16 protein-coding genes are annotated in these 13,439 nt (G+C 46.1%); 10 read left to right on the top strand and 6 right to left on the bottom strand.

Annotation, left to right across the window (positions count from 1 at the left end; all coding sequences use genetic code 11):
* The 10 genes from ccsA to Q0144_RS00145 all read left to right on the top strand — a co-directional run.
* On the top strand, positions 1 to 2,201 hold a 2,201-nt coding region (gene ccsA, locus Q0144_RS00190; RefSeq protein WP_298060745.1), incomplete at its 5' end, for a cytochrome c biogenesis protein CcsA.
* A gap of 10 nt (positions 2,202 to 2,211) precedes the next feature.
* Entirely contained in the window at positions 2,212 to 3,045 is an 834-nt protein-coding gene (locus Q0144_RS00185; RefSeq protein WP_298060743.1) for a tetratricopeptide repeat protein, read from the top strand.
* Between the two features lie 31 nt (positions 3,046 to 3,076).
* Complete coding sequence (locus Q0144_RS00180) at positions 3,077 to 4,201, top strand: nitrous oxide reductase accessory protein NosL (RefSeq protein ID WP_298060742.1); 1,125 nt, start codon at positions 3,077 to 3,079, stop codon at positions 4,199 to 4,201.
* Positions 4,198 to 4,386, top strand: coding sequence for a hypothetical protein (locus tag Q0144_RS00175; RefSeq protein ID WP_297994894.1), 189 nt, complete (start codon positions 4,198 to 4,200; stop codon positions 4,384 to 4,386). Before Q0144_RS00180 ends, Q0144_RS00175 begins: the two co-directional genes overlap by 4 nt.
* Positions 4,376 to 5,485: an FtsX-like permease family protein gene (locus Q0144_RS00170; protein ID WP_298060740.1), complete on the top strand. Its 1,110-nt coding sequence runs from the start codon at positions 4,376 to 4,378 to the stop codon at positions 5,483 to 5,485. The genes Q0144_RS00175 and Q0144_RS00170 overlap by 11 nt, the downstream gene beginning before the upstream one ends.
* Positions 5,482 to 6,159: an ABC transporter ATP-binding protein gene (locus Q0144_RS00165; RefSeq protein WP_297941330.1), complete on the top strand. Its 678-nt coding sequence runs from the start codon at positions 5,482 to 5,484 to the stop codon at positions 6,157 to 6,159. Before Q0144_RS00170 ends, Q0144_RS00165 begins: the two co-directional genes overlap by 4 nt.
* On the top strand, positions 6,156 to 7,109 hold the full coding sequence (locus tag Q0144_RS00160) for a hypothetical protein (RefSeq protein ID WP_298060738.1): 954 nt from the start codon (positions 6,156 to 6,158) through the stop codon (positions 7,107 to 7,109). Before Q0144_RS00165 ends, Q0144_RS00160 begins: the two co-directional genes overlap by 4 nt.
* Complete coding sequence (locus Q0144_RS00155) at positions 7,106 to 7,615, top strand: hypothetical protein (protein WP_298060736.1); 510 nt, start codon at positions 7,106 to 7,108, stop codon at positions 7,613 to 7,615. Before Q0144_RS00160 ends, Q0144_RS00155 begins: the two co-directional genes overlap by 4 nt.
* A gap of 549 nt (positions 7,616 to 8,164) precedes the next feature.
* The gene (locus Q0144_RS00150; protein ID WP_298060735.1) at positions 8,165 to 8,986 is read left to right on the top strand and encodes a DUF364 domain-containing protein; all 822 of its coding nucleotides are present in this window, start codon (positions 8,165 to 8,167) and stop codon (positions 8,984 to 8,986) included.
* A 136-nt stretch (positions 8,987 to 9,122) separates the two neighbouring features.
* Complete coding sequence (locus tag Q0144_RS00145; protein ID WP_298060733.1) at positions 9,123 to 9,806, top strand: alpha/beta hydrolase; 684 nt, start codon at positions 9,123 to 9,125, stop codon at positions 9,804 to 9,806.
* On the opposite strand, the gene Q0144_RS00140 is transcribed toward Q0144_RS00145, so the two are convergent.
* From Q0144_RS00140 to Q0144_RS00115, 6 genes are all read right to left on the bottom strand, one after another.
* Entirely contained in the window at positions 9,795 to 10,100 is a 306-nt protein-coding gene (locus Q0144_RS00140; protein ID WP_298060732.1) for a hypothetical protein, read from the bottom strand. The two genes, Q0144_RS00145 and Q0144_RS00140, sit on opposite strands and share 12 nt — an antisense overlap.
* A 247-nt stretch (positions 10,101 to 10,347) precedes the next feature.
* Positions 10,348 to 10,701 carry a hypothetical protein gene (locus Q0144_RS00135; protein WP_298060731.1) on the bottom strand — a complete coding sequence of 118 codons (354 nt, stop codon included), beginning with the start codon at positions 10,699 to 10,701 and terminating at the stop codon, positions 10,348 to 10,350.
* Positions 10,702 to 10,729: 28 nt separating this feature from the next.
* Positions 10,730 to 11,518: a hypothetical protein gene (locus Q0144_RS00130; protein ID WP_298060729.1), complete on the bottom strand. Its 789-nt coding sequence runs from the start codon at positions 11,516 to 11,518 to the stop codon at positions 10,730 to 10,732.
* Between the two features lie 127 nt (positions 11,519 to 11,645).
* Complete coding sequence (locus Q0144_RS00125) at positions 11,646 to 12,413, bottom strand: hypothetical protein (protein ID WP_298060727.1); 768 nt, start codon at positions 12,411 to 12,413, stop codon at positions 11,646 to 11,648.
* Positions 12,410 to 12,559, bottom strand: a complete 150-nt coding sequence (locus Q0144_RS00120; RefSeq protein WP_298060725.1) for a hypothetical protein — start codon at positions 12,557 to 12,559, stop codon at positions 12,410 to 12,412. Before Q0144_RS00120 ends, Q0144_RS00125 begins: the two co-directional genes overlap by 4 nt.
* 49 nt (positions 12,560 to 12,608) lie before the next feature.
* A complete protein-coding gene (locus Q0144_RS00115) occupies positions 12,609 to 13,436 on the bottom strand; it encodes a hypothetical protein (protein ID WP_298060723.1) in 828 nt (275 codons plus the stop codon).
* Positions 13,437 to 13,439 lie beyond the last annotated feature (3 nt).

Here is a 13,439-nt window from a genome sequence, read left to right as displayed (position 1 = left end):
AACCCGCGCCCAAAGGCGAGCAGGGAACGCTCGCGGTAAAAGCGGGCTTTGAGGGCGGAAGCGAGCAAGAGGCAGAGCTTCACGGCGGCGCTGGCTGGCTGGGTGAGCCTAAAATTTTAAACTTTGACGGCGAAGAGATAATGCTAAGCTGGGGCTCGAAACTGATAGAGCTTCCGTTTGCGGTAAAGCTTTTGAAATTTAAGCTCGAGCGCTACCCTGGCTCGCAAAGCCCATCATCCTACGCCAGCGACGTTGAAATTTTAAAAGAGGGCAAGAGTGCGGGAGAGCATGAAATTTATATGAACCACCCGCTAAGCTTTGACCGTTTCAAGCTCTTTCAGTCCTCCTATGACACGGACGAGCTGGGTACGGTGTTGGAGCTCAACCGCGATCCTGGTAAAATCCCCACTTATTTCGGCTATTTCTTGCTTTGCGTCGGATTTATCGGCAATCTTTTTACCGCCGGCAGCAGGTTTAAAAAGCTCGCTAAATTTATCAAAAACAATGCGCCCGTCGCGCTTCTTTTGATTGCGCCGCTTTTTTTCAGCATTGAGCTTCGCGCCGCGGATGAAAACTATCTACAAAATCTTAAAGCCAACTCGCGCGTTCATGCAAACGGCGCGTTTGCGGAGCTTTTGGTGCAAGATTATATGGGCAGGATCAAGCCGCTTAGCACCGAAGCAAGCGAGATCGTAAATAAAATTTCAGGCACGGATTCGCTTTATGGCTTAAGCGCCGAGCAGATGATCCTAGGAATGAGTCTAAATCCCGCGTTTTGGCGCGATCAAAAGATCATCAAGATTAAAAACGACGAAATTAAAAAGATGCTAGGCTTAGCGCCGCAGGAGCGATATGCGAGCTTTAATTCGGTCTTTGATGAAAACGGCAACTACAAGCTCGCCCCCGTCCTGGACGAGGCGAATGAAAAAAGCGCCTCGCGCCGCAGCGTGCTCGATAACGAGCTGATTAAATTCGACGAGCGGCTCAATATCGCGTATCTGACCTTTAGAGGGGTGTTTTTTAAATTTATCCCCGTGCCGAACGACCCGCAAAACACCTGGCTCTCGCCGAACGACGCCTTTGCGGATTATAGTATCGCTCCGCAGATCAAAGGCGTGCTAAACGACTATCTAAACGGCCTGCAAGATGGAATTTCGGATAATGATTGGACTAAAGCGGATGTGGCACTTGCGGAGCTAAAAAACTACCAAAGAGCGACTTCGGAAGCTATTCTTCCAAGCGTTAGCCGCGTCAAAGCCGAGGTATTTTACAACAAAGCTTCGGTTTTCAAAAAGCTCGTTTATTGCTATATGATCCTAGGCGGCGTAGCTCTAATATTGGCGCTTTTGGGCGCGCTTTGCGGCAAGCGCTTCGCGCTCGCGCAAAAAATTTTATTCGCAGCCTTTGCCGCAAGCTTTGCGGCACATACCCTTGCGCTTGCGCTGCGCTGGTACGTCGCGGCTCATGCGCCGTGGAGCGATAGCTATGAGTCGATGATCTACATCGGCTGGTCGGCGGCGCTTGCCGGGATTATATTTTTTAGAAAGTCCCTGCTTACGCTAAGCGCGAGCTGCTTGCTAGCTAGCATCGTGATGCTCGTAGCACATATGAGTTTCGTAAATCCGCAGATTACTAACCTCGTGCCGGTGCTAAAGTCGTATTGGCTTAGCATCCACGTCTCGGTTATCACGGCTAGCTATGGATTTTTAGGGCTTAGCTGCCTGCTTGGGCTTTTGGCTCTTGTTTTGATGGCGCTTAAAAACGGCGCCAATCGCGAGCGGCTTAACGCTCAGATCAGATATATAACGGCGATCAACGAGATCAGCCTCATCGTGGGGCTTTCGATGCTGACGCTTGGAAATTTCTTCGGCGGCGTGTGGGCGAATGAGAGCTGGGGGCGATACTGGGGCTGGGATAGCAAAGAGACCTGGTCGTATGTCTCGATCATCGTCTATGCGATCGTGCTGCATCTAAAGCTTATCCCGAAACTCGGCTCGATCTATGTTTATTGCGTGAGCTCGACGCTCGCGTATAGCTCGATCATAATGACCTATTTCGGCGTAAATTTCTACCTCACCGGCATGCACTCTTACGCCGCAGGCGATGCGCCGCAGATACCCGCGCCGTTTTATTGTATAATAGCGGCGGTCTTTTTAATAATCGCTCTTGCCTTCAGAGGCAGGGACGTAAAAACGATATAAAGGAGTAAATTTGAAAAAATTTCTAATAGCGTTAGCCTTGGCTGCCGCGGCAAACGCGGGCTTTATCAGCGAGGGCATTCAAGCTCAGCAAAGCGGCGATCATAAAAAACTCGCAGAAATTTACGAAAGAGCGTGCGGTTTGGAAAATAAAGCTTCGGGCTGCTATAATCTAGCCGTTTTGTATTTTGAGGGCACCGGCAACGTAGAGAAAAATTTCGAAAAGGCGATCAGCCTCTACGAGAAGGCGTGCGGCGCTAAATTTGCGCTTGCGTGCAATAATCTAGGCTATATCTACGAAAGCGGCAACGGCGCGGATCAAAATTTCACCAAGGCCGCGGCTTATTACGAAAAAGCTTGCAAAGATAACGAAGGCTGCACCTCGCTCGGACTTTTATACGCAAACGGCGCTGGGCTTGCAAAGGACGTCGCCAAGGCGGCGAGCCTTTATGAGAAGGCCTGCACCTACGGCGATATGATGGGCTGCAATAACCTGGGCTATCTGTATCTGAAAGGCGAGGGCGTGCGGCAAAGCTTCGCAAAGGCTAAAATTTTTTACGAAAAGGCTTGCGGCGGCGACATCGGCATCGGCTGCAACAACCTTGGCTATCTATACGCCTTTGGGCAGGGGGTAGGGCAGGATTATAAGCAGGCAAAGCAGCAGTATGAAAAGGCGTGCAACCTCGGCCACTTCGACGGCTGCAATAATTTAGCCATAATGTATGCCGAAGGTAAGGGCGTGAAGTCCGATAACGCCAAAGCAAAAGAGTTTTTCAAAAAAAGCTGCGACGGCGGCATCAAGATGGGATGCGAGAATTTGGAATTTTTAAATTCGATTAGTAAGTAGATTTAAAACATCAAATTTTTAAGGAGATAGTATGATTTTACGTTCGTTTTTAGCTTCGGCCGCGCTCGTCGCGTTCGTTTTCGGTGCCTCGATGGATGGGGCTAATAAGCCGGCAAAGCCTATGTTTCAAAGCGTGGATCCTAGCAAGGCTACGCTTGTAGGAAGCGGCGAGGGCAAAGAATACTGCGCCGTTTGCGGAATGAATTTGGTTAAATTCTATAAAACCAACCATGTTGTAAACGGCAAGCAAGTAGCTTCTCTGCACTGCCTATACGAGCTCACGGAGGGAAAAATTCCAAGCGATGCGCAGGTCGTCGATACGAAAAATCTAAATTTGATCGACGTAAATAAAGCCTTTTACGTCGTGGGTAGCAAGGTCAAAGGCACGATGACGCGTAATAGCAAATACGCCTTCTCAACCGAAGCCGATGCGAAAGAATTCCAAGCCGAAAACGGCGGCGAGATAATGAACTTTGCCAAAGCCTACGAGATTGCGGGACAGGACTTCGCGGGCGATAACAAGATGATCAAAGCCAAGCGCGAGGGCGGCGTTTACGCGCACGGTAAAGAATTTTACGAAACAAACTGCGCTAAAACGGACGCCAAAAGCTTCAAAGCCATCTCCGAGCTTAAAGCTCATCTCAAAAAGACTTGCGACGCAAAGGGCGCTAGCAAGACTCCAGAGTACGACAAACACCTGCAAGCCGCAGCGCTATATTTGTGGGATGCGCCGGCAAATTTAGGCAGCAGCGACAAAAACGCAAAAGTGAAAAAACCTGAAAAGATCGTCGTGCCTGAGGGCGCTAAATGCCCGGTCTGCGGCATGCTAGTGGGCAAAAACCCTAACTGGGCGGCGATGATAGAAATTCAAGGCGGCGAGAATTTGTATTTTGACGGCGTGAAAGATATGATGAAATACTACTTCCAAAAGGGCAAGGGCTTTGATAAAATTTTCGTAACCGACTACTACAAGCTACACAAGATCGATGCTAAAAGCGCCTTTTTCGTGCTCGGCTCCGACGTCTTAGGACCGATGGGCGACGAGCTCATTGCGTTTGAGAGCGAGAGCGCGGCTAAGACCTTCGCTAAAGATCACGGAGGCAAGAGCGTACTTAAATTTGATGAAATTCAAGAGAGCGTAATAGAAGGGCTATGAGGCTCATTTGCGCTTTAACGATCTTTTTTGCCGCCCTTTACGCGCTCATCGCGGTGCATTATGTAAGCTTTGATCGCGCAAAGGGCGAGCAGTGCCTGCAAAAGCTCGCGCGCGAGATAAAGGACGTGCGGCTCTCGAGCAGCTTTAAGAGCAAGGCCTATGCGGAGTTCGTCTATGATAAGTAAAAGCTTCATCGACTACTCCGTAACTCTGCTGCGAAAAGACAGAGCCGATCACTCCTTTAGCTTTGCGATATTTGCATTTATCGTTTTTATTTTAAGCTCGGTGCTTTTCATCTCGGGCTCCATTCAAAACGATCTCGAAAAAGTCATCAAGCTCAGACCCGACATCGTAGTAGAGGCTCTGCGCGCGGGCAAACGCGATCTGATGCACGACGGCTATATCTACGACGTCTCTAAGATTGCGGGCGTCAGCGAAGTGCAGGGCGCCGTGGACGGGATGTATTACTTCGCTCAAAAGCGCGTTTGGTTTCATATCGTAGGCGACGAAAGCCTGAGCGAAAACGAAATGATCGTAGGCGAGGGGGTAAAAGCGGCGATGGGCGAGTGGTACTACGAGGACGAGTTTCACTTCTTAACCGAACAGCGCCTAATCGCGATTAAGATTAATAAAATTTCACCGCATGAAAGCAGCATCGTCTCAAACGACGTGATCTATCTAAACCCCGCTACCGCGCGCGAGGTACTGAGCCTGAAGGAGGGCGAATACACCAAGCTCTACGTAAGCGTGCCCAACCCCAACGAAGTAAGCGAAGTAGCGCTTAAGATCGTAAATTTATACCCCAACACGGAGGCTCTTAGCGCCGAGGATGCGGTAGCCGAAGTGAGGCATCTGTATTATTACAAAGGCGGAATTTTTATGGTGCTTTACGCCGTGGCGATGATCTCGTTTTTCATCTTGCTGAAAAATCAAATTTCGCTCGCATACGGCGAGAAGAAAAAGGAGATCGCGATCTTGCGCAGCATCGGCTTTTGTATAAAGGACATCATCGCGATGAAATTTATTCAAAATTTCATCGTCTCGCTAAGCGCTTATCTGCTCGGCGTCGCGGGCGCGTATGCTTATGTTTTTATCCTGGACGCGCCGCTTTTGCGCGATATATTTTTAGGCGGCGAGCTGCGAAATTTCATCACCTTCACGCCCGCGATAAATTTCAATATGCTCTTTTTGATCTTCGTCTTTAGCGTGATCCCGTTTTTAGCCTTCGTCATCATCCCATCCTGGCGCATCGCTATAGGCGATATGAGCGAGGCGGTCAAATGAGCAAGATAGAGATCAAGCAGCTTTTTAAAATTTACAACGAGGGCAGGGCGAATGAGTTTCGCGCTTTAAAAAACATAAGCCTAAGCGTCGAAGAGGGGCAGATCGTAATCTTAAAAGGAGTCAGCGGCAGCGGCAAAAGCACGCTTCTATCCATCATAGGCGCGCTTTCTAAGCCGAGTAGCGGCGAGGTTTTGGTGGACGGCGCAAACGTCTCTAAGCTAGCCGATATCGAAAGCTCCGCGTATCGCCATAAAAAAATCGGTTTTATCTTTCAGTCTTTCAACCTGCTTGAGGCGCTTAGCGTTTATAAAAACGTCCTTGCGCCGCTTAGCCTTGAGCGGTTGAGCGGGGATGAGCTTGGCGCGCGCATAGATGAAGCGATGCAGATCGCCAATATCGCGCATAAAAAAGATCAGATCGTCTCGAGCCTTAGCGGCGGCGAGAAGCAGCGCTGCGCCATCGCTAGGGCGCTCGTGATGGGGCCGCAGATCATCTTAGCCGACGAGCCGACGGCAAATTTAGACAAACAAAACTCGCTCGGCTTTATCGAGATGCTCTCAAAGCTCAAAGAGCTTAAAAAGACCGTTTTGATCGCGACGCACGACATACTCTTCGACGAGTTAAGTTTCGTGGATCGATACGTGTTTTTAAAAGACGGAGAAATTTCAGCATGAGCGTATTTTTATCGGGTAGCGTGATCGCGTTTTTGGCCGTAGAACTGATCGTAATAGCGCTGATGGCGATCTCGCAGTTTCATATCGTGCGGATCATGCGTTACTGGGACTTTAACGCTACCTCAAATTTACAATACTCCCTGGAGAAAAGAAACTATCTCATCAACACCATTTTGTTCTTCACGATAGCGTGCAAGATCATTTTGTTTATATTTTTCGCGCTCTGCCTAAACGAGCTCTCTTCGATCGTGCCCGGCGCGATGTGCTCCGCAGGCGTCGTGGGCTCGAACCGCTACGGCAACATCCTACTGCTTTTAAAAATTTTACTGATCTTCGGCTTTGGGCTCTGGCTTATTTTAAACAGCCTCGATCTTAAAGCGGGCAAATTTCCCTATCTGCGGCGCAAATACCTGATCTTTACCATCCTTTTTATGGGCGTTTTGGCGGAGTTTATTTTAGAAATTCTATTTTTTATCAATATCCCGTTGCGCGTGCCGGTGTTTTGCTGCTCGGTCGTATTTCGCGCGCCGAAGCTTCCGTTCGGCTATACGCAGGCGCTTTTGGCGACCTTTTTCTACGCGATATTGGGCGCCATTTTGATCTTAAATTTCTTAAAGCAGTCGATGGCTAGCTTTGCTCTGAATTTGCTCTTTTTGTTCGTCGCATACTATGCGATCACCTATTTTTTCGGGCTTTACGTTTACGAGCAGCCTAACCATAAATGCCCGTACTGCATGCTTTTGAAGGATTATTACTTCGTCGGCTATGCGATCTGGGGCTCGCTGTTTTTGGGTATATTTTTCGGAATCGTGCCGTTTTTAACGGAGCTCATCACTAAGCGCGCCTACACCCACTTGCTTAAATACTCCTCGTTCTGGCTCATTCTAAACGCGCTTATCTGCAGCGCCTACGTCGTCAAATACTACTTCGTGCGGGGCGCGCTGCTATGATTAAGAAAATTTTTGCCACGGTTTTGCTCGCCTGCGTGATGGGACTACTCATATCGTCCATGGATATAGCCGAATCCAAAATTTCCGTGCGTCACGGCAACACCGATAAGCAGCCGCTGCAGATCGAATTTGGCAAATACCTATGCCACGAGAGCGGCACGGTGATAAACGATCTGTACAACACCGCCCAGGCCGTTATGCCAAACGGCGATACATATTTTTTCAACGACATCGCAAACGTCTTTATGTGGCTGATGCGGCAAAAAAACAGAGACGAGATCGTGGTGTGGGTTTATTCGCAAGACACCGAAAAATACATCATCGCCAAGGACGCCTGGTACTCGCGCGTCGAGATCACGCCGATGGGATATGGCTTTGGGGCGTATGAGTTTCACAACTACGGCAGGAGCGACTACTACTACGACGAGATCGTGCTGTGCGCCGCTCGCGGCGAGACGCTGCTAAATCCGCTCATCAACATCCTGCTTTCGGAAAATAAAATTTAGCCTCGCGGCGGATCGAAAAATGAAATTTAGTCCCGCGATGGATCGGAAATAAAATTTAACCCTTCGGCGGATATGAAATAAAATTTAGCCTTGCGGCAGGTAGGAAATAAAATTTAATCCCGCGACAGACATGGCTCGTCGCAGATATGGCTCGCCGTTTGAATTTTATCCGCGTGCGGCTTGAATTTTACCCGCGCCCCCACCTTTTATTAAATTTTGCCCGCCGCTGCCGCTTTCGTTAAATTTAGCTCGCGTCCGAGTTTGCGTTCGCACGCAATTATTAAATTTGCTCGTATTTGCCTGAGCTCGCATCGGCTTGCTCTCGTTAAATTTGATCCGTCCGCGCCGCCGATTAGTTTAAAATTCCAAGCCGCAACGATACGCTCTCGCTACATAAATTTTATCTCGCGCCTGCCGCTTCGTCCCGCCGCCGATTAGTTTAAAATTCCAAGCCGCATTCGCCCGTCGCGCGATCAATAAATTTATATCAATACGGGCGCCGAAATTTTAAGCTATAATGGCGCCAAATTCCACATTAAAGGAGCGAAAATGAGCGAAATTTTAGATCAGACGCTGGAGTGCGCGAAAGAAATTTTAGGCGCCCGGGCGCTGGATATTAAGATCGAGCGCGCGGTCGTGGGGCTGTTTTTTAGCGGCGTGAAGCTGAGCGGAGGCGCGTGCGGGCTTAGCTATACGCCGCTAAAGTCCCTATCGGGCGCTGTTTGCTGCCCCTCGCAAGCAAGCGTGATGCCCGATTCGGGCAATATCGCAGGCAAGAGCGTGCGCTATCTGCTGCGCGATCTGGGCTCTGCCGCGCCGCTTAAAAAGACGCTCGCGCTCGCCGCGCTAAATGCGCTCGGAAGGGCGTGTTTCGATAAAATCACCGCCGATTATGATGTGAAATTCGGCGCCGATCCCTTTGAGCAGCTGCGGATCGAGCGCGGTAGCTTTAGCGTCGTCGTGGGCGCGCTGGTGCCCTACATCAAGGCGCTGATGAAAAATGGCGCGGATTTTAAAATTTTAGAGCTCGACAAAAGCACGCTCAAAGAGGCGGAGCTGCCGTTTTATCTGCCTGCAAGCGAGGCCGCAAGCGTCGTGCCGCGCGCAGATAACGTGATAATCACGGCTACGACGCTCATCAACGACACGCTCGATGGACTTTTGCGACTGAAAAAAAGCGGCGCCAAGCTCGTGCTCGTGGGGCCCACCACGCCGCTATTGCCGCAGGTGCTGTTTGAGCGCGGCGTGGACTTTGCGGGCGGCACGCTCGTGCGGGATGCGGACGTGGTGCTTGATATCATCGCGCAGGCGGGCTCGGGGTATCACTTTTTGGGTAAATTTGCCGATAAAATCACGATTTGCAAGGGCTAGGGCGCGGATTGAAATTTTAAAATTTTGCGCACAAGCGGCTTTGCAGCAGATTTTTATAGATCTACGCGAACGTTTTAAGAGGTCTTTTTTAAAAAACGATGTAAAATGTCCGCTTTAGAAATGAGAGGAGCTATAGATGAATAGCAAAAGACGAAATGCGATGAAATTTAGCTTGGCGTGCGCAGCTTCGCTACTTTGCGTCGGTACCGCCTCGTTTGGGGCGAGCTTAAATTCGAAGGAGAAAAATATGCAAAAGTGCGTCTATATCGTGCACGGCTACGATGCTTCGCCTAAGAAGCACTGGTTTGCTTGGCTTAAAGGCGAGATCGAAAAATCGGGCGCGAGGGCGGAAATTTTAGCGATGCCTACGCCTGCGCACCCAAGGCTTGATGAGTGGCTGAAGACATTGCGAGAAAGCGTAAAATTTGAAGGCGAAGTCTATCTGGTCGGACACAGCCTCGGATGCCCTACGATCTTAAATTTCTTACAAAGCAGTGCCATGGGCGGCGCAGTAGAGGGCATCGTGCTAGTTTCGGGGCTTGCAAAGCCGCTTAGCGATCCGCAATTTAAAATTTTAGATGAGTTTATGGATAAAGGCTTTGATTTTGAGCGCATAAAAGCCGCCGCAAAACAGCGCGCTGTAATTTCTGCGAAGGACGATTATATCGTGCCGTTTAGCTTCAGCCGCGAGTTAGCGGGGCAGATCGATGCTAAGTTTTACGAAGTGGAGAAGGGCGGGCATTTTTTAGACAGGGACGGCTTTACGAAGTTTGATCTAGTCTATGAAATTTTAGAAAAAATGATGAAGCTAAAGGGCTAGATTTGGGGCAAACGCACCCGCTTGGTTTTTGCTTCTGCATTCGCCGCTCGTATTTTTCTCTACCGAAGCTTGGACTTGCTTTGCGGCTAAGATAAGGGTCTCGTCTTTAGCCCGCCGAAGGCTTCCGCTACCCGCATAAATAAATAGATAAGCCTGCGGCGTAATATCGTCGTTTGCGAGGCGAGTTCCGCGCCGTTTTAAAATTTTGCAAACGCCGCAGCGGCAATAGGCGCGTATCGTGCGAGTGCTAAAGCGCAGTGTGTATGGCGGCAAGTAGGTTTCGAGTTGCGGCAAGATAAAATTTAGCGAGCGCGGCGGAGCTTTTTCGACTACGAAATTTTAAAGCAAGCGGGATAAGCTAAATTTTAAATAGCGCCCAGCTTGCGAGGGCTAAATCCGCACCTAAGTCCGTATCGCGCGAGAGATAAAATTTGGCGGGCGCGAAAGGCGCATAAGTTTAACTTTTCTTTTCGTTAAACACATACGAGATCACGAAAACGATCAGACAAACGAGCGCGAACGCGAATACAAACGCCGCGCTCTAGCCGGCGGTACGCTCGCCCAAAAAATACCCCTCCGCGAGGCACGCCAAAAACCCGCCGTAAAAAGCGCCGAGCGATAAATTTTCTACCGCAAAAAGCAGCAAACTGAGATTTGGATTTTTTATAAATAGCTTACTTAGCTTAAAGTTTTTATACCTTTTGAACAAATACCAAAGCGGCGTGCAATCCAAAATCGCAAATATTGCTACAAAAACAGCAATCCTTAGCGCGCCATCAAAAGGCAAAACCGCCAAAATCAAAGCCGCCGCCCACCAATCAAGCAAGAAAACCATCGGCAAAGCGAGCAAATATCTCGCTGTCCTGTGAAATTTATACCTTTGCTTTGCACTCACTATATCTTGCGCACTCCTTGACATTTTATCAGGGCATATTTGCCAATTCTTTTATCATACTCTCAACACTTTTGTCTATATTGGTTTTCGTAGTGCCACAGTTATCAAATTCTAAATAGCTAATATTTTGTTTAAGATCTGATTTATGGTTCTCATACCAACTTAATTCTTTATTTATTTGCTCCATAAATTTTTCGCTATCAAAAAGATAGATGTAGGTAAAAGCCAATTTATTTCTATTTAGAATTATGCCATCTCCATTATATAGATAATACTCATGCTCGCCTACCAATTGAATTATCGGAGTAGTAAATCCTGCACTATTTTTATCTAAATTTACGCTTATAGACTCCTGTGTCAAAACAATAGGCTTTAAATTGAGTAATTCAAAATAGATATATCTTGATTTATTATAAGAGATATTTCTATCTCGGTTTATTTCCAATACTTTATCATATGTTATTTTATTGCCGTACCCATAAGCAGCGTAATAATTCAGCATTTTATTATAGATATCTCTGCATTTATTTATATCCTTGAATTTTTTACAATCATTGCTCCTCGCAGTATAAAGAATTATTTTGCCTTTTTCAAAAAAATCCAAAATCGCTCTTTTATACAGCTCCTCTTTCGGTAAAATTCTATCCTCTTTAAGGCAGTATCCTTGCTTGTATTTGTTGTAATCAGGGAGAGAAACTATCACAAAGCCTCGCGAAGTGGAAAAATCGGGAATTATACGGATAAATGCGGCGCAGAGTATTATTATAAGAAGCAGCACTACGGCTAGGATTTTAAATTTAAGTTTGCGAAATTTCATAATGATCCTTTAAATGCCGCCAGCGAAGCAAACGCATACTTCGCCGTTCTGTGAAATTTATACCTTTGTTCCGCATCCATCGGTCTTAAGTCCCTTAAATTTTTTAACAAAATTCATATTAGAGAATTTAGCGCCTCTCTATATCTCTACCGCCCAAATAATATTCTTCCAGCGGATAATTTATATTGCCGCAGTTATCAAATTTAAAACCTTTTCCGATACCAACTACGGCATTTTTTCTCTCTTTATAATATTTCTTCACGATAATAAAATTTCCTCTCTCTCTCGTATCGCACAGATACTCCGAATGGTTAAATTGCATATAATTGCCGTTAAATATAGCGAATTTATCAAGGAGCAAAGTGCCAGTAACATCATTCTCGCTACCATCTATTCCAACTATCGGTCTATCAAATCCAACGCTCATATCGTTCAAATTTATTTTTAGATATTTCTTTGGATCGGTTTTTTTAGCCTTTAGCTCTTTCATCAGTATATCCTCGGTCGTTTTTCCCTCTTGATAATATTTTTCTAATACTTCAAAACAATTCGATAAGTTTATATTTTCTAGTTCATAGTATGCAACCTCGTATCTACTATGCCAAAAACTACCGTAGGTTTTAAATTTGTAATCGTCAATCATCCAATCTAGTTTTATATCATAATCTAAATACGCTCCTGCTACTCTTTTATACAGCTCCTCTTTGGGCAAAATTCTATCCTCTTTTAAGCAGTATCCCTGCTTGTATTTGTCGTAGTCAGAGAGAGAAACTATCACAAAGCCTCGTGAAGTAGAATAATCGGGAATTATACGGATAAATACGGCGCAGAGTATTATTATAAGAAGCAGCGTGCCCGCCAGCACTTTAAATTTAGCGGATTTATAAAATTTCATATCAGTCCTTTTCTATCCATCCATTCGTTAGAGGCTAATTCTTTCGGACCAGGAGGAGTTTTCTTCCCCCACAAATAATAACTCAATATATCGGCACCGTAATTGCCCTCTAATTCTAATCTTAAATCAGTTTCTTTTTTGCCCATCTCTTATCCTTTTTCGGTTACATTCGTTAAGATAAAATTTCAATTAAATTTATCCGCCGTGAATCCACATATCCAGCTCCTGTTCCGCCGGAGCTTTGATATCAAAATTTATATTTCCGCAATTATCGTATGAGAATTTACGTCGTAGATTTTTCATATGAGTATAAGCCAAGACTTCGTTAAGGCTTTCTAAGTTCTCATATCCGTTTTTTATTCGTATTAAATTTTCTTTGCTTTTGATTTTTGTTAAATCTTCTTTATTGTTAAGCTCAATATACCAACTTATATAATCAGGTCTGGCATAATTCACAAAAAATTTATTCTCTTTTATTAAAAATGATTTTTCTAAAAACATTTTTCCGTTATGAAATGGATTTTTCTCTTCGGACAAGATAATAGGCTGTCTAAAGCCCAAAATTTCATCCTTGTATACAAAATATTTTGATAGATCGGAGATATCTATTTGCGTCTTGTCTTTTATCTCATAATCAAAACTCTTTCTGTCGGTATTTTCAACTAAAAAATCAAACCAGTTTTCTTCATTGAAATCGCCGATTAGATAGAGCTTGGAGATGCGCGCCGTATAAAAACTATGTCCGAAAATTTTTATATCGTGCTCATCGATAATGGTATTTCGCAAAATTTCATAGTCGTGATATCTTTTAAAATAATTTATAGCGGCATTTTGAAGTAGCTCTTCGTTGCTTAAAACCCTATTCTCTTTTAGGCAGTATCCCTTTTGATATTTGTAATAGCTAAAAATAGTAACCACGGCGAAGCCTCGTGAAGTGGAGTAATCGGGGATTATACGGATAAAGGCGGCGCAGAAAAGTAGCACTGCGGCTAGGATTTTAAATTTAAGTTTGCGAAATTTCATAAC

The organism is uncultured Campylobacter sp. (assembly GCF_938045345.1).
Classification (GTDB): domain Bacteria; phylum Campylobacterota; class Campylobacteria; order Campylobacterales; family Campylobacteraceae; genus Campylobacter_B.
Note: the sequence above shows the minus strand (reverse complement) of the source record. Positions and strands in the feature narration are given on the sequence as shown.